This is a genomic window from Winogradskyella aurantiaca, assembly GCF_003362725.1.
Taxonomy (GTDB): domain Bacteria; phylum Bacteroidota; class Bacteroidia; order Flavobacteriales; family Flavobacteriaceae; genus Winogradskyella_A; species Winogradskyella_A aurantiaca.
The window spans coordinates 107400-124321 of sequence record NZ_QKTV01000005.1; the positions used below are offsets into that span (position 1 = coordinate 107400).

19 protein-coding genes are annotated in these 16922 nt (G+C 37.8%); 10 read left to right on the plus strand and 9 right to left on the minus strand.

Annotation, left to right across the window (positions count from 1 at the left end; all coding sequences use genetic code 11):
- Position 1 precedes the first annotated feature (1 nt).
- The 7 genes from DN064_RS09700 to DN064_RS09730 all read right to left on the minus strand — a co-directional run bounded on the left by DN064_RS09700 (position 2) and on the right by DN064_RS09730 (position 5388).
- Positions 2-853: a rhomboid family intramembrane serine protease gene (locus DN064_RS09700; RefSeq protein WP_115462450.1), complete on the minus strand. Its 852-nt coding sequence runs from the start codon at positions 851-853 to the stop codon at positions 2-4.
- A 6-nt stretch (positions 854-859) separates the two neighbouring features.
- Complete coding sequence (locus tag DN064_RS09705) at positions 860-1612, minus strand: rhomboid family intramembrane serine protease (RefSeq protein ID WP_115462451.1); 753 nt, start codon at positions 1610-1612, stop codon at positions 860-862.
- 3 nt (positions 1613-1615) lie between these two features.
- Positions 1616-3469, minus strand: coding sequence for a DNA mismatch repair endonuclease MutL (gene mutL, locus DN064_RS09710; RefSeq protein ID WP_115462452.1), 1854 nt, complete (start codon positions 3467-3469; stop codon positions 1616-1618).
- Positions 3469-3750, minus strand: a complete 282-nt coding sequence (locus DN064_RS09715; protein ID WP_115462453.1) for a riboflavin synthase subunit beta — start codon at positions 3748-3750, stop codon at positions 3469-3471. Before DN064_RS09715 ends, mutL begins: the two co-directional genes overlap by 1 nt.
- A gap of 10 nt (positions 3751-3760) precedes the next feature.
- Entirely contained in the window at positions 3761-3973 is a 213-nt protein-coding gene (locus DN064_RS09720) for a hypothetical protein (protein ID WP_115462454.1), read from the minus strand.
- Positions 3974-4137: 164 nt separating this feature from the next.
- Positions 4138-4620: a 6,7-dimethyl-8-ribityllumazine synthase gene (ribH, locus tag DN064_RS09725; protein WP_115462455.1), complete on the minus strand. Its 483-nt coding sequence runs from the start codon at positions 4618-4620 to the stop codon at positions 4138-4140.
- Positions 4621-4623: 3 nt separating this feature from the next.
- Entirely contained in the window at positions 4624-5388 is a 765-nt protein-coding gene (locus DN064_RS09730) for a tetratricopeptide repeat protein (protein ID WP_115462456.1), read from the minus strand.
- A gap of 133 nt (positions 5389-5521) precedes the next feature.
- On the opposite strand from DN064_RS09730, the gene recF reads away from it, so the two are divergent.
- The 6 genes from recF (at position 5522) to DN064_RS09760 (ending at position 10737) form a co-directional block, all read left to right on the plus strand.
- Complete coding sequence (recF, locus tag DN064_RS09735; protein WP_115462457.1) at positions 5522-6601, plus strand: DNA replication/repair protein RecF; 1080 nt, start codon at positions 5522-5524, stop codon at positions 6599-6601.
- Complete coding sequence (locus DN064_RS09740) at positions 6598-7017, plus strand: lipocalin family protein (RefSeq protein WP_115462458.1); 420 nt, start codon at positions 6598-6600, stop codon at positions 7015-7017. Before recF ends, DN064_RS09740 begins: the two co-directional genes overlap by 4 nt.
- Positions 7014-7313, plus strand: a complete 300-nt coding sequence (locus DN064_RS09745; RefSeq protein ID WP_115462459.1) for a DUF721 domain-containing protein — start codon at positions 7014-7016, stop codon at positions 7311-7313. The genes DN064_RS09740 and DN064_RS09745 overlap by 4 nt, the downstream gene beginning before the upstream one ends.
- A 67-nt stretch (positions 7314-7380) precedes the next feature.
- The gene (locus tag DN064_RS09750) at positions 7381-7911 is read left to right on the plus strand and encodes a CIA30 family protein (protein ID WP_232827467.1); all 531 of its coding nucleotides are present in this window, start codon (positions 7381-7383) and stop codon (positions 7909-7911) included.
- A gap of 52 nt (positions 7912-7963) precedes the next feature.
- Positions 7964-10381, plus strand: coding sequence for a penicillin acylase family protein (locus DN064_RS09755; RefSeq protein WP_115462460.1), 2418 nt, complete (start codon positions 7964-7966; stop codon positions 10379-10381).
- Positions 10378-10737, plus strand: coding sequence for a hypothetical protein (locus DN064_RS09760; protein ID WP_115462461.1), 360 nt, complete (start codon positions 10378-10380; stop codon positions 10735-10737). Before DN064_RS09755 ends, DN064_RS09760 begins: the two co-directional genes overlap by 4 nt.
- 45 nt (positions 10738-10782) lie before the next feature.
- Here the strand turns inward: DN064_RS09760 and DN064_RS09765 are convergent, their stop codons facing one another.
- Complete coding sequence (locus DN064_RS09765) at positions 10783-11202, minus strand: nucleoside-diphosphate kinase (RefSeq protein ID WP_115462462.1); 420 nt, start codon at positions 11200-11202, stop codon at positions 10783-10785.
- Positions 11203-11350: 148 nt separating this feature from the next.
- Between DN064_RS09765 and DN064_RS09770 the strand changes: the two genes are divergently transcribed.
- The 3 genes from DN064_RS09770 (at position 11351) to DN064_RS09780 (ending at position 14198) form a co-directional block, all read left to right on the plus strand.
- Positions 11351-12370 carry a DHH family phosphoesterase gene (locus tag DN064_RS09770; protein WP_115462463.1) on the plus strand — a complete coding sequence of 340 codons (1020 nt, stop codon included), beginning with the start codon at positions 11351-11353 and terminating at the stop codon, positions 12368-12370.
- An 81-nt stretch (positions 12371-12451) separates the two neighbouring features.
- On the plus strand, positions 12452-12994 hold the full coding sequence (gene gldI / locus DN064_RS09775) for a gliding motility-associated peptidyl-prolyl isomerase GldI (RefSeq protein WP_115462464.1): 543 nt from the start codon (positions 12452-12454) through the stop codon (positions 12992-12994).
- Positions 12987-14198: a peptidylprolyl isomerase gene (locus tag DN064_RS09780; RefSeq protein WP_115462465.1), complete on the plus strand. Its 1212-nt coding sequence runs from the start codon at positions 12987-12989 to the stop codon at positions 14196-14198. Before gldI ends, DN064_RS09780 begins: the two co-directional genes overlap by 8 nt.
- A gap of 26 nt (positions 14199-14224) precedes the next feature.
- On the opposite strand, the gene DN064_RS09785 is transcribed toward DN064_RS09780, so the two are convergent.
- A complete protein-coding gene (locus DN064_RS09785; RefSeq protein WP_115462466.1) occupies positions 14225-15691 on the minus strand; it encodes an aminoacyl-histidine dipeptidase in 1467 nt (488 codons plus the stop codon).
- A 64-nt stretch (positions 15692-15755) separates the two neighbouring features.
- Between DN064_RS09785 and DN064_RS09790 the strand changes: the two genes are divergently transcribed.
- Positions 15756-16868: a DUF3810 domain-containing protein gene (locus DN064_RS09790; RefSeq protein ID WP_232827468.1), complete on the plus strand. Its 1113-nt coding sequence runs from the start codon at positions 15756-15758 to the stop codon at positions 16866-16868.
- Positions 16869-16922: the final 54 nt, after the last annotated feature.

Below are 16922 nucleotides of genomic sequence, written 5' to 3' on the forward strand. Positions count from 1 at the left end.
ATTAGTCTTTTCCGGCCTCAAACAAAAACTTCTTTTCCTCATCCGAAAGGCTATCGTAGCCACTCTTACTTATCTTGTCAAGAATCAAGTCTATTTGCTTTTGTTTGTTGAATTTATCGAATTCTTTTTTAGAAGTTCCTGCGAACCCCTTGCTTTTATTTGAACGTCTGTGAACTGTTTTTAGTTTGGACTTTCTTGAAAACAAGCTCATAAACAAATCCATGAGGCGCTCAAATCCTTCACCAATGTCATTTCCTTTCTGGAACTGGGTGGCGTACAAATACCCCAAAGCATAGCCACCAAAATGAGAGATATAACCACCAACATTAATTCCAGAGGAAATTCGAATTAGATCCAAAACGATCATGGTGATACCAATATATTTCCATTTAATATTAAAAGTGAAGAACCGTATCTGAGAATCGGGAAGGAAAGCTGCCGTAAACATGAGGAGGGCACCAACCCCAGCCGAAGCACCCACCAGAGTAGAGCTTCCTGAAAAAAGAAGCGTTTGCGCTAAAATGTAAAACAGACCGCCTAATATGACACCTAAAAAATAGATGTTTAATACCTTCTTGACAGGTAGTAAATTCAATAGTACTTCAGACAAATAGAATAACAACAGCATGTTAAACAATAAGTGCCAGATACCACTGTGCAGAAAGCTATAGGTAATAATTGACCAAGGTTGCAACAAGGCATCCATCCCATCCCCTGGCAGACTAAAATACTGGAGAACATTCCATTTGAGGATTGCACTTAATAAAATTCCAAGTACAAAAACAATTGCATTAACGGCAATGATTTTACCAAATGCACTTAATCTTTGAAACCTAAGTTTAAGATCCTCCATAATTACTTAATTCCAACGGTATTTATCCGTTTCATTTTTCTTCCAAAACCACATTAGTAAAAATCCTGTCAAGGCACCTCCTACGTGCGCAATAAAAGCCGTATTACTCGGACTAAAGAACGAAGTTCCTGTAAGTGCAGAAATCAAATCTAAAGCAATTATTCCAGGTATGAAATACTTTGCTTTAATTGGTATCGGCAGAAAAATAAGCATGAGCTTTGATTCAGGAAACAACATACCAAACGCAACTAAAACACCCATAATAGCGCCTGAAGCCCCAACCATTTGGGAGAAGAATGCGCCTAAAAAAGTATTAAAATCAGTCCCTAATATAGATCGCCAAGCTTCGTTATATTTTCCTTCATTTAGCAAATTCATAATATCTACATCCGAAAACCCAGCTTCAATTAAAGTCGTAAACCCACTATTAAACTGAAAATACAAGAAGGCAATTTGAATGATGGCAGCTCCTAGTCCCGATAATAAATAAAACGTTAGAAACTTTTTAAAACCAAAAACCTGCTCAACGGTGGTGCCAAACATCCAAAGGGCGAACATATTGAAAAATATATGGCCAATACTTCCATGCATAAACATATGTGTCAACACCTGCCAGGGTTGAAACATTTCATTTTTTGGAAAATACAGGGAAAACAACTGATAAAATAGCTCACCTCCACCAATAGCCAGAGTTCCAATAAACATTAATACATTAATGATCAGCAAATGTTTTACGGCATCTGTAATTCCTAACCTCATAGCTTATTTAAATTTCTTTTCAATATCATTGACTCCCATTATGTAATAGGCTAATTGCCCATTAGGAGATAAATTAGACTCTTTACATGCAAAAAGACTGTCCACAAGATGCATCTGCTCAACTGCACTTAATTGCTGCCCCGTCTTAATAGCCAAACTTTTTGCAATGGACTTAGCCATCAAATCAGCCAAGCTGAAGTTTTGTTCTGGAACCTGGTTCTCCACATCGCTTATCAACTGCTCAAATACCAATTTCAGTTCAGCTTCTGGAATAATGGCGGGTATGCCATTTAAAATTACTTGTTCCTCCGCTGTGGATTCAAAACTAAATCCGGCATCCTCTAAATCGGTTTTTAGATCTTCTATAATTACCATTTCCAATTTAGAAAAATGCAAGCTCACGGGAAATAAGAGTTGTTGAGACACTGAGGACTTAATTGTAAACTGCTTAAGAAACTTTTCGTAGAGCACACGCTGATGCGCCTTATTCTGATCCACTATAAGGATCCCTGAGGCCATTGGCTTAATAATATACTTTCCTTCAAGTTGGTGACTATTAACTTCTCTTGCAATTTCCTGATTCTCAAATAAATCTGCGTTAACCGATTTACTCTCGAAAGACTGAATTTCTGAATGGCCATCCTTTTCTTGAGACTCTAAGTTAAGCTCAGTGTATAAGGCCTCCCAAGAGGAATTCTGAGATTTACTCGAGCTAAAGCCCACCTTATGGGATTGCGTGGCCCCGTCTGACTTGAAAGGGTTAAAACTTCGGTCAACCTCAATTTTTGGGTTTATCGCTGAACGATCCTTGTAAGCATAAGGTGTATCCATACTCGAGTCTTTATCAAAATCAAGAATAGGAGCAATATTAAATTGCCCCAGACTGTGTTTTACGGCAGATTTTAATAAGGCATAAAGTGTATGTTCATCTTCAAACTTTATTTCAGTTTTCGTTGGATGAATATTAATATCAATACTTTTAGGATCAACCGATAGGTTTAAGAAGTAACTAGGATGGTAGCCTTCTTTTAGTAATCCTTCAAAAGCGGAAACCACCGCGTGATTCAAATAAGCACTCTTCACAAAGCGTTTATTAATGAAGAAGAACTGTTCGGAACGTGTTTTTCTGGCAAATTCAGGTTTTCCAACAAAGCCTTCTATTTGTAATACCTCGGTACTTTCGGAGACTGGAACAAGTCGCTCATTGGTTTTTGATCCAAAAATATGAACTACGCGCTGTCTGTAATTGCTCACTGGCAATTCGAACAATTCACTTTCGTTATGATGCAATGAAAAGGCCACTTCTGGATGGGCCAAAGCAACACGATGAAATTCATCCACAATATGACGCAGTTCTACTGCATTGGATTTTAGGAAGTTTCTTCTAGCAGGTATATTATAGAATAAATTTTTAACGGATAATGATGTTCCAACTGGAGTAACCGTAAACTCTTGAGATTTAACGTTACTGCCTTCTATGGTAATTGCCGTGCCTAACTCCTCCTGATGCTGTTTGGTTTTAAGGTCTACATGAGCAATGGCAGCTATACTGGCCAGAGCCTCACCTCTAAATCCTTTGGTATTGAGATCAAATAGATCTTCTGCAACCTTTATTTTAGAAGTGGCATGACGCTCGAAACTCATTCGTGCATCTGTAGTACTCATACCTACCCCATCATCGATCACCTGGATGAGGGTCTTTCCTGCATCCTTAATAATCAATTGAATTTTTGTGCTTTGAGCATCAATAGCATTTTCTAAAAGTTCCTTAACAACAGAAGCAGGCCGCTGCACCACCTCACCCGCAGCGATCTGATTGGCTACATGATCTGGTAAAAGTTGAATGATATCTGACATTAGCCTTTGAAGAAAATTGAAAGGTCAAACTCGATTATAACTAAAAAAATAAGGATGAGAATACCAATAATGATTAAAACTCGGCGATTTGCGTTCTGATCTGGATTGTATTTATAGTCATCCACTGCCTGATTCAACTTAGCCTTAATCCCCTTTGGAGGAGCAACCGTTTTACGGTACTCATCAAATTTGTGCTTTAACTCAAAAGGACTACCCTCGCCTTTGTAATAACGAGGTTGGTAACTATATTTCTTATTTTTTCGTTGCTTAAATATTCCCATCAGAATTTATTTACATGTAACCATTTAGGATGTACATTAAAACAATTATGGCAACCAACATAATGATTAGTACTGGAAGCGATAAAATTCGTTTACCTCGTTTTTGTGAATTTAAACGTGCTTCTTTCCAATTATTCTCAAAACGCGACTCATGTTCATCAGCATCGTTATCCTGAAATCGTGGGCGATAGTTAAATTGTCTGTTCTTTCGTTGTTTAAACAAACTCCGCTTTTTTATGCATCGTTGCCTATCAAAAATACTTAAATTCAATTCATCAACTCACGGACACATCCTAAATTTTGTTAACAAAAAGGATGCCAAGCTCAATAAAACAAATGGATGGACGCCACAGTCTAAAAAACTGGACGACTCAATAAGTAAACCTGTTAGTTAGTCCTAAGTTCTGCCATTTTGATGGCAGCAATCGCAGCCTCCATGCCCTTATTACCATGCTTTCCTCCAGAGCGGTCTATGGATTGCTGCTTGGTATTATCGGTTAGCACACAAAAGATAACAGGGGTATCATATAGGATGTTGAGATCTTTAATGCCTTGAGTAACTCCTTCACATACAAAATCAAAGTGCTTGGTCTCACCTTGAATCACACAACCTATTGCTATCACGGCATCAAAACTTTTAGACACCAAATGCTTGGCCCCATAAATAAGCTCGAAACTTCCTGGCACATCGACTCTTTCAATATTCTCCTTAAGGGCACCACAATCAACTAAGGCATCAATAGCCCCGTTATACAGGCCTTCAGTGATTTCTGAGTTCCACTCAGAAACAACAATCCCAAACCGAAAGTCTTTCGCGTTTGGGATTGTGCTTTTATCGTAATTGGACAAATTATGATTTGCCGTTGCCATATCTTATTGTTTTGCTTCGGCCATACCTATAAGGACATCAGCCTCACTCGCTTCATTAGATGATGCAAATTCGTCTTTTATTCTATTTAAATAAGTTAAAGCTACCTCATAAGACCCTAAATCTATAGCTACCTTGGCTGCCTTTAATAAGTATAAAGGGGTCGTAAAATCATTGGTGTTATCCTTTATAGCTTGTTCATAATAATCTAAGCCATCTTCCAGTTGATTTAATTGAACAAACGCATCACCAATACCTCCTTTAGCAATAGGAGATAACATTTTATCGTCACTTGAAAAATTGCTTAAGTATGTAATGGCATTCTGGTAATCCTTAAGATTTAGATAGGCCATACCTGCATAATAGTTAGCAAGGTTACCAGCTGGAGTACTACCATATTCGTCAATGATGTCAAGCATTCCATACTTACCTTCACCACCATTTAGAGATAAGGTAAACAACGAATCTTGGTCAGAACCATTTACTGCTTCATTAAAGTAAGTCTGAGCTTGGTACATTTCATTCATGGCTTCCTTAGCGGCAGGTTCCGATATGAACCTGTTATAACCCATGATTCCTAGAACCACAACTGCAACGATACCAACCACACCAAAAATATAGTTCTGATTTTTAATGACCCATTCTTCAGTCTTCGAGGCAGACTCATCTAGCGTGTTAAATACCTCAGCTGTTGTTGAATTGTCCTCAATGGCCTCTATCTTTTCTTTCTTATTTTTTGGCTTGTAGCCGCGCTTCTTATATGTAGCCATAATAACTGCGTTTATTGCGACCGCAAAAATATAATTTTTATCGGTAATTAAAAGGCTTAATATTTGTTATTTTTCAATATTTTGCAACTCAATTTCCGATATAATTTCTAGAAAAAAAGGCCTTATTTCCAGTATGAACCTTCAAGCGTTATCCCTTGTAAATTATAAGAACTTTGAAAGTCGTGAGTTTCAATTCGACGCTAAGATCAACTGCTTTGTAGGTGCTAATGGTGTAGGTAAAACCAATATCCTGGACGCCATTTACCATTTAGCCTTTGCAAAAAGCTACTTTAACCCTATAAGTACTCAAAACATCCATCACGGACAGGATTTCTTTCTAATTGACGGATTCTTTAGCAGAAATGGAAAAGGGGAACGGGTACAAGTCTCACTTAAGAAAGGTCAAAAGAAAAAAATCAAGCGTAATGGCAAAGACTATGACAAGTTTAGTGACCATATTGGCTATATACCATTGGTAATTATTTCGCCGGCCGACCGCGATCTTATTAGTGAAGGAAGTGAGACACGTCGTAAATTTATGGACACAGTCATATCCCAGAAAAACAAAAGGTATCTGTCCACACTTATTAGTTATAACAAGGTCTTATCACAACGGAATTCGCTGTTAAAGTATTTTGCGGCTAATCATACATTCAATGTTGAAACCATTACCATATACAATCAGCAATTGGAAGAATATGGAACTTATATTTATGAAGAGCGTAAAAATTTCCTTGAGATATTCATTCCTATTTTTAAATCGCGCTATGCTGTTATTAGTGGTGACAAGGAGGTCGTTAATTTAAAATATAAAAGTGACCTTTTTGATGGTTTATTGTCCAATCTCTTAGACGATGCCATCAATAAGGACAAGGCATTGCAATATACAAGTGTCGGCATTCACAAAGATGATTTGAAGTTTGAAATAGGTGAGCATCCCATTAAAAAATTTGGTAGCCAAGGACAGCAAAAATCATATTTAGTTGCTCTAAAACTGGCACAATTTGAATTCTTAAAATCCCAAAGTGGGGTTACCCCAATTTTATTATTGGATGATATATTTGATAAATTGGATGATGATAGAGTTGGACAAATTATCTCATTAGTGCAGGACGATAATTTTGGACAACTATTTATCTCAGATACACACGAGGAACGCACAGAACAAGTTGTAAAACAGGTTCATCAATCCTATAAAATATTTAGTTTATGAAAAAACTAGTTGTGCTTATAGTATTAGTTCTCCTCGTATCCTGTGCTCAAAGCCCTGAGGAGAAACTCAGCTATCTCAATGGCTATTGGGAAATCAAAGAAGTTATTTCAGAAAATAGTGTTGCCAAATCTTACAGCTACAACACGACTATTGACTATATTTACGTTGAGAATAATAAGGGTTTCCGGAAGAAACTTCAACCAGCGTTCAATAATCAATATAGCACTTCGGATGATGCTGAAGGTTTGACAGTGAAAATTGAAAACGATAGTTTAAATCTCTATTACAAGACTAACCTGACGAATTGGAAGGAAACCGTATTAAGTGCTACGGAAAAAGAATTGAGAATAGTAAATCAAGATCAAGTGGTCTACGTATATGAGCGCTATGAATCTGTTGAATTTGAATTGGAATGACGGCCAGACGTAAAAATGAACATTCACCAATTGAGGATATCTTAAAGGAGTTTGTGGAGACAAATCGCCTACAGGAAGGATTGGACAAAGTCAATGTTAGAGAAGCCTGGCAAAGTTTAATGGGTAATGGAGTAAATAACTACACCACGGCCATTGAACTCAAAAGAGAAACGCTTTATGTTAGACTTAGTTCTAGCGTGTTACGTGAGGAACTGAGCTATGGTAAAGAAAAAATAATAACCATGCTCAATGAATCCATTGGTAAGGATATTGTTAAAAAAATAGTGTTGAGTTAATACGCTGTATTGAGTATTTACAAGATTGGTCTCAAATTAATAAGTATAAAATTAAATCACCTATCAGATGTACAGAATCCTGCTTCTGGCCATAGTCCTTATAATGTTTCAAGAACTGTTTGTACTAGTTGACTTTAATTCGCAATCCAAGGAAAATTGGGAAATTGTTGATGATGTTGTTATGGGCGGAGTATCTCAAGGTAACTTTGAGATTAACGAAGAAGGCCATGGCTTCTTTTCTGGAGAGGTATCTTTGGCCAATAATGGTGGCTTCTCTTCTGTACGCTTTGATCTACCTACCTTGAAAGTCGACAACTATTCAGGCGTGATTTTAACCTTAAAAGGTGATGGTAAACCTTATCAATTTAGAATTCGCAATTCCTATCTGAACCGTTTTGCTTATACAGCCAAGTTTTCTACCAATGGGGATTGGCAAACTATAGAGATTCCTTTTTCCTCAATGATAGCCACTTTTAGAGGGTATCGACTGGATCTCCCAAGGTATAGCGGAGATAAAATTGAAGAGATCACCTTTTTAATTGGCAATAAGCGTGATGAGAACTTTGAATTGCTCATCGATAAGATTGAATTATACTAATTGAATAAAACGTTCAATTTTAGTATTTTCATGACCTCATTAAAAAGACTCCATGAAATATTTGAAATTATTGATATCGCTGGTCCTAACCGGTGCGATATTCTATGGTTTAGATTCAAAATTTGGATCTATTCCTCCCCTAGGTAAATTTCTCAATCCCTACAATGGTATTTGGCAAAACGAAACAGATGAATCCATTGAGGGAGAATTAATTATCGAAGGATTAGCTGACGAGGTAATTGTTCATTACGATGAGGCTCTAATTCCACATGTATTTGCACAAAATGATAAGGACTTGTATCGCGCTCAGGGCTATATTACAGCAAAGCACCGTTTATGGCAATTGGAATTTCAAACTTATGCAGCAGCCGGTCGATTGTCCGAAATTGTTGGAGAAGCTGCCATTGAATACGATAAACGCGAGCGCAGACGTGGCATGGGTTATGGGGCAGAGATGGCCATCGAAAAGATGAAATCTGATCCAGTGACCTACAATCTTGTAGAGTCCTATGCTGCTGGAGTTAATAGTTACATTAATTCTCTAGATCCCAAAGATTATCCTGTAGAATACAAATTACTTAATTACAAGCCAGAACCCTGGACCATTAATAAAACAGCCTTACTATTAATGTACATGACCAAAATGCTGGCTGGTGGAGATGATGATTTGGAATATACCAACACACTACAATTATTAGGTAAAGAGAATTTTGACTTTTTGTTACCTGATTTTTTTGATATCACAGACCCAGTAATTCCCAAAGAAACGGACTGGAGTTACATTGATGTTCCACAAACGCCAACTCCTTTTTCAGAATTACCACAAGATACCATCGCCTTTAAAATTGCCGAAAAACCGCATCCGGATAATGGTAGCAATAACTGGGCAGTTTCTGGATCTAAGTCCTATTCTGGAAATCCTATTTTGGCCAATGATCCACATTTAGGATTAAATCTCCCGTCGATTTGGTTTGTCATGCAATTAAGCACTCCTGATCACAATTCATTTGGTGCTACCCTTCCTGGAGCCTTGGGTGTTATCTCTGGATTTAATGAATATATCGCTTGGGGAGAAACCAATGCTACAAGGGATGTTTTAGACTGGTATAAAATTGAATTCAATGAAGACCGAAGTATGTATAGGCATGACGGTCAGTGGAAACCCGTAACCATACGTACTGAAACTATAAAAGTTAAAGGTGGGGAAACCGTTACAGATTCCGTCCTTTATACACATCATGGACCGGTTATGTACGATATAAACTTTATGGATGATAATCCGAGATCTGGTTACGCCATGAAATGGACTGGCCATATGGGAGGCAATAACCAAAAAACCTTCATAGAATTGAACAAGGGCAAAAATTATGAGGATTATGTTAATGCTCTTAAGAATTATGTAGCACCTGCCCAAAACTTTGTCTTTGCTTCAACAGAAGGTGATATTGCATTATGGATCCAAGGGCTGCTCCCGAATAAATGGGAAGGTCAAGGCAAGTTCTTACTAGACGGTTCTAATCCAGAACACGATTGGCAGGGATTCATACCTCAGGAATTTAATGCTCATACCAAGAATCCGGAGCGCGGTTTTGTAAGTTCAGCCAATCAGCACCCTGTTGATGAGGCCTACCCATATTATGTTTTTAATGACGGCTATGAAACCTACAGAAATCGTGTGATTAACGATTTCTTTAATTCAAAAGATTCTTTTGACATACAGGATTTCAAAGAGCTTCATAACAATAATTTCAATTTAAAGGCGTCTGAACTTGTTCCCTATATGTTAGAACATATGAACAAGGATGGGTTTAATGAAAATGAACAACGGGTTTTTAATGAAATGAGTAATTGGAAATTTAACAACGATCTTGATGAAGTTGGGCCAAGTATTTGGCGGAGTTGGTGGTACAATCTTTATCAGATGGTTTGGGATGAACTCGATAGTGAGGATATAGCCTTAAGCAAGCCCTACGACTATCAAACTATTTATGCTCTAACTAAATTCCCAGAGCATGATTTTATGGATATTGTAGAGACGACTGATACTAAAGAGACTGCACATGATTTATTTCGGTTAAGTTTTGAGAAAGCTGTAGTAAATCTTATGGAATGGCAGGAAAAAAACGGAGCCTACAACTGGAACAATTACAAAGGGACCTATGCTGGTCATTTACTTCAGGGTTTACCCGCATTTTCACGATTTGACATTCCTATTGGGGGTGATAGAAGCATTGTTAATGCCACATCTAAAAACCATGGACCATCATGGCGAATGATTGTGGAAATGACCTCTCCTCCTACCGCCTTAGGCATTTACCCAGGTGGTCAATCAGGAAATCCAGGCAGTAAATATTACGACAATTTTATAAGTGATTGGGCGGCTGGAGAGTATTTAGAATTAAACTTCATGCCTTCAGCTAGTAACGCCACAGGAACAATTTCAACCCAAACTTTAAAACCATTACAATGAATAAGACCTTAGTAAATTTAATAATTACCATAGTATTAGCCTATATCTTTTCGGCACTAGGTATGGATTGGTGGTCTGTCATGCTAGCAGCATCAGTTACAGCCTACATTATTCCACTTAAAGGATTTAAAGTGTTCTTAATGCCTTTTTTAGGCATCCTACTGTTTTGGGGATTATCAGCTTACCTATTGAGTAGCGCCAATGATTTTATTCTTGCCAAGCAGATTGGGGTCTTGTTTTCTCTTGGTGAGAATCCTTATCTGGTTATTCTAATAACCGGTATTATAGGAGGACTAGCAGCTGGTATTGCGGCGATTTTTGGAAAACAACTAAGATCACTACGATCTAAGTCATAAAAAAAGCCACGCTAAGCGTGGCTTTTTTAATATTATATCTGTAGCTTAAAATGTCTCTCTTCCAGAAAAATGAAAGGCACCTTCGATAGCAGCGTTGTCGTCACTATCACTTCCGTGAATAGCATTTTCACTTATTGATTTAGCATACATTTTTCTAATGGTCCCTTCCGCAGCCTCTGCAGGATTTGTAGCACCAATTAAAGTTCTAAAATCCTCCACGGCATTTTCCTTTTCAAGGATAGCAGCTACAATTGGCCCACTAGTCATATATTCCACTAATTCGCCAAAAAATGGACGTTCTTTATGAATGCCATAAAATTCCTCAGCATCTGCCGTAGTCATTTGAGTTAATTTCATCGCTACGATTCTAAAACCTGAAGCAGTAATTTTTTCTAAGATTGCACCAATGTGTCCATTCTTGACAGCATCGGGCTTTAACATTGTAAACGTTCTATTAGTTGCCATTTATATTGTTTTGTTTTAATTGTAGGCTTGGCCTTTAAATTTCGGTGCAAAAGTAATGCATTTTAAATCAATACCAAGGATTTAACGAAACCTTCATATTACTAAGTTTCATTGTAAAGGCATCCTTTAAATTGTATCTTTGAAACCTATGGAAAAATCCCAGATTGAAGCAATACAATTGCTCTTAAAACAGCCTAAAAACATAGTTATTGTGCCGCATAGAAATCCCGATGGCGATGCCATGGGCTCAACACTAGCACTTTATCATTATTTAATCAGTCTTGGGCATGAGGCTTCAGTAATTGCACCAAATGATTATCCTGAGTTCTTAAAGTGGCTTCCAGGGACGGATTTGGTAAAGCAATTTGAGTTTGATGAGGAGGAATGTTCAAAGCTTATAGCGGAGTCCGAGATTATTTTTACGCTTGATTTCAATGATTTAAGTAGAGTTGGAAATCAAATGGGAAACATTCTTGAAACAGCCTCATCACTAAAAATTATGATTGACCATCATCAGCAACCGAGCGCTTACGCCAAGTACATGTACTCCAATGTTGAGATTTCATCAACATGCGAGATGGTTTACAATTTTATTGAATTTCTTGGTGATGAGAGTAAGATTGACGCTGTCATAGCTACTTGTTTATATACAGGAATCATGACAGATACCGGCTCATTTAGATTCCCCTCAACCACTAGTAGAACTCTTGAAATAGCCGGTGATTTAATGAAGCGAGGAGCGAATCATTCAGACATCCATAATCAGGTATTTGACACTAATAGCTATAATAGACTTCAACTTTTAAGTTGTGCCCTTGGTAATCTTAAAATATTGAAAGATTACAATACCGCCTATATTTCACTGAGTCAAGAAGAACTGGATAAATTTGAATTTAAAAAAGGAGATACAGAAGGGTTTGTTAATTACGGGTTATCCATAAAAGGCATTGTAATGGCTGTTATATTTATTGAGAACGTTCAGGACGATATTATAAAAATCTCATTTAGAAGTAAGGGATCATTTTCAGTTAATGATTTTGCGCGTTCTCACTTTAATGGTGGAGGACATACTAATGCAGCAGGCGGCAGGTCTGAGACCAGTTTAAATGGAGCAATTGAAAAATTTATTAGTATCTTACCAGCGTATAAACAACAATTAGCCCCATGATTTCTGTTGCTTACAAAACATTTACCTATAAATCTGTAACCTTTCAGGAGCCCCTACGGCATTAATCATTACTATCAAATCATGAAAACTATTATCCCATTTTTAGTGATTGTTCTGTTGTTCTGCTCATGTCGTTCTCCTGAACCACGTATGCCAGAATCTGTTAAATCAGGCTCATTTATTTCAGAGTCTGCAGAACGTAACAAAAAACTTAACGACCAAGAGCGTGTAGCAATAGAAGCACTCATTGCTAACGACTCCCTCATAGATTATGTGGCATCAGAAAGTGGTTTCTGGTACTATTATGTGAACAAAGTAGAAAAGGACACCATACAACCTTTGTTTGGTGATCAAGTCAATTTCAGCTATTCCGTCAATAACCTTCAAGGGGCCTCAATTTATAGTTTCGAGGAAATAGGAACCCAAAGTTATATAATTGATAAGGAAGAACTATTTACTGGGCTAAGAGAAGGTTTAAAGCTTATGAAGCCTACCGAGACTGTAACCTTTATTTTTCCCTCTCAAGTAGCTTTTGGCTACTATGGAGATGACAATAAAATAGGTACTAATGTGCCTTTAATATGTGAAGTAACCCTAAATTCAATTTCAAAGACTAATGATTAAAAAGACAATTTTATCTATTTGTATTTTGGCTGCACTTGTTAGCAGCTCTTGTCAGGAACAATATCCAAATTTAGATGATGGTCTATACGCTGAAATAGCAACATCTAAAGGAACCATGGTTGCAAAACTATATTATGAAGAAGTCCCTGTGACGGTGGCTAACTTTGTAGCGCTTGCTGAAGGAAACCACCCTATGGTTGAGGAGCAATATAAAGGCAAACCCTTCTATGATGGTGTTATTTTCCATAGAGTGATGGATAATTTCATGATTCAAGGTGGTGATCCAACTGGTACTGGACGTGGTACTCCTGGATACCGCTTTGCAGCAGATTTCAACAAAGACTTAAAACACGATAAGCCTGGAGTATTATCAATGGCTAATGCTGGTGGAATCAATACCAATGGTGGCCAGTTTTTTATTACAGAAGTACCTTACCCAAGTCTTGATTTCTTTGATGCACAGGGTAATTTAAAACCTTGTGACCAACCTAGAGTTAGCTGTCATTCCGTATTTGGACAATTAGTTGAGGGTATAGAGGTACAAGATTCTATCTCTAACGTCGAAGTGGTGGATTTAAGAGCCAGAAACCACAAGCCAGTTCAAGATGTAACCATCAATAAGGTGACTATTATAAGAAAAGGTAAAGCAGCAAAATTGTTTGATGCTCCAAAAGTTTTTGAAGAGCAGATGCCGGAAGTTGAGAACACTTTTTATGCTGCAAGAGAAAATGCAAAAAAGGAGGCGGAAGAGATGGCCAGAAATGCAAAGACGGAATGGTTGGCTGCGAATGAGGCCATGGAAGGACGCCGTATAGACTCACCCACAGGCATGGCTATGATATTTACCCATGAAGGAGATGGTGAACAACCAAATGCATCTCAGAGCGTGAATATTGATTGTGCCGGTTATTTTGAAGACGGTACATTGTTCTGGACTACCTGGAAAGAAGTTGCTGTTAACAATGGTAAATACGATGAACGCCAGGACCAAATGAACCGCTACGCACCCTTTAGTATGCCTTATAATGAGTCGGCTACTTTAGTAGCTGGTTTTAAAGAAGCCATGCTTAATATGAAGGTTGGTGATAAGGCAAGGGTTTTTATACCTTACTATTTAGGATACGGTGAAAGCGGGAATCCACCAGTGATTCCTCCACGATCAAATCTGGTATTTGATATCGAACTTACGAGTATAGCAGAATAAGAAAAAGCAGCCTTTTGGCTGCTTTTTTAGTTTTTACTAGGAATATCTTTTAATATCTCCTTTACAAACTTCCAGTATTTTTTTACCGAAGAAATTTGAGCCCGTTCATCTGGTGAATGGGCACCTCGAATATTAGGTCCGAAACTAATCATGTCCATCTTGGGATAATTAGTACCTAAAATTCCACATTCCAAACCAGCATGGCATGCTGCCACATGTGGCTCTTGTCCATCATTCAGCTCCAGATACTTGGCTTTAAGCACTTTTAAAATAGCAGAATCCATATTGGGAGTCCAACCAGGATAGTCACCGGATAATTCAACCTCACAACCGGCCAACTCAAAGGTAGACTTTAAGGCATTGGCTAAATCTTCCTTAGAGGATTCAACAGAACTTCTGGTTAAACATCCAATTTTCACTTGGCCATCTTGCACTAATACACGTGCAATATTATTTGAGGTTTCAACTAAGTCGGGAATATCAGGACTCATTCTGTAAACACCATTATGAGCACTATAAAGGGCTCTTGTCAATTGTCCAAATACAGACTGATCCATTACAGTACTAGGGGTGTCCACCTCATCTAAAAGAATTTCAAGATCGGATTCTAAAGATTTGAATTCTCTTATAATACAGGTCTTTAAGTCGTGAAAGTCATTCACAAAACCATCCTTACCATACATGGCCACAGCGACAACAGCATAGCCTTCTCTTGGAATGGCATTTCTAAGACTTCCGCCGTCTATCCGACTCAAACGAAGATCAGAATTTTGGAATCCTAAGTGCAAAAAGCGGTTCAAAAGCTTATTGGCATTTCCAAATCCTTTATGAATATCCATTCCAGAATGCCCACCCTGTAAGCCTTTAACAGTGATCTTGAATCCCACATAGTTATTGGGTGTAGATTCCTGATTATAGGTTCTAGTGGCCGTGATATCAACTCCACCGGCACAACCCACCCCTATTTCATCATCCTCTTCCGTATCCAAGTTAAGAAGAATGTCACCCTTTAGTAATCCGCCTTTTAGGCCTTTAGCACCCGTCATACCAGTCTCTTCATCAATCGTAAACAGAGCTTCTATAGCTGGATGAGGAATGGTTTCACTTTCTAAAACAGCCATTATGGTAGCAACTCCCAGGCCATTATCAGCTCCAAGGGTTGTCCCATTAGCTTTTACCCAATCGCCATCAACAAACATGTCTATACCCTGGGTATCAAAATCAAAGTCGGTATCATTATTCTTTTGATGCACCATATCCAAATGGCTTTGCATGACGACCATCTGCTTATCTTCCATTCCCTGGGTGGCCGGCTTACGTATGACCACGTTTCCAACCTGGTCTTCAATGGTTTCCAGGCCTAATTGAATTCCAAAGTCTTTAATAAATTTTATAACGCGTTCCTCTTTTTTTGAAGCCCTTGGAACAGCATTTAGGTCGGCAAAATTTCGCCAAATTTCAACTGGCTCTAGTGTTTTAATATGTTCGCTCATGTGGATTCTATTTTGATTACAAAAATACAAATCCATCGAACTATTTTTATGAAGAAGGTCATAAATGGAACATCAATTTACACTTGAGTTTTCTATTTTTATGGGCATGAGCTTAAAGAGAATAGTTCTAGCTTTTTCATTTGTCTTCGTTTGGGTATTGACCAAAATATTGGCCATCAATCCCGAGTGGACCGAACAAGTCTACAGTAATAGCCTATATACCCTTATTTCTAAACTATGTCGTTATGCTTTTGGATGGGTCCCTTTTTCAGTTGGTGATGTCTTTTACACACTTGTGGTCCTATTACTTCTGAGATGGCTTATTAAAAACTGGAGACGCTCTTACAAAGATTTTAAAAACTGGATATTAGAGCTACTCACTGGAGTATCATTCATTTATTTGGCCTTTCATTGTTTTTGGGCTTTTAATTACTACCGTCAGCCACTACATGTAAATCTTGAAATGGGTAAAGATTACAGCACCGAGCAACTTGTGTCAGTTACAGAACTGCTAATAGAATCCTCAAATAACGCTCACGAGGCTCTTCAAAATATGGATTCACTCAAAGTAGAAGTTCCCTATTCCAAAAAGGACATTCTGGACATGACCCAAAAGGGTTACAAGGCATTATCAAAATCGATCCCCCTTTTTACGTATAAGCCTTCCAGTATTAAGGCATCACTTTATAGTCTACCTCTAACTTATATGGGATTTTCAGGGTATTTAAATCCCTTTACTAATGAGGCGCAGGTAGATATTCTAATACCAAAATACCAATTGCCCTCAACGGCTAGTCATGAGGTGGCCCATCAATTGGGTTACGCTGCCGAAAATGAGGCTAATTTTATTGGTATGCTGGCTTGTATACACCACCCTGATCCTTATTTCAACTATTCGGGACAGGTATTTGGTTTACGTTATTGTTTAAACGAACTCTATTTGAGAGATCAAGAGGCCTATCAACAATTAAGAACAAAAATTAGACCTGGAATATTCAAAAACTTTAAAGAGTCTCGAGATTTTTGGAACTCTTATGAGAACCCACTTGAACCACTTTTTAAAACCACCTACGATAGCTACCTTAAGGTAAACAACCAAAATAAAGGCATTGAAAGCTACAGCTATGTCGTTGCGCTAATTGTTAATTATTACGACGAAACCCCAACAAAACGTTAAAAAAAACTTTATTCTTCATATCTGAGCTGGGTTAATCTTTATTTTTAAAGTCCT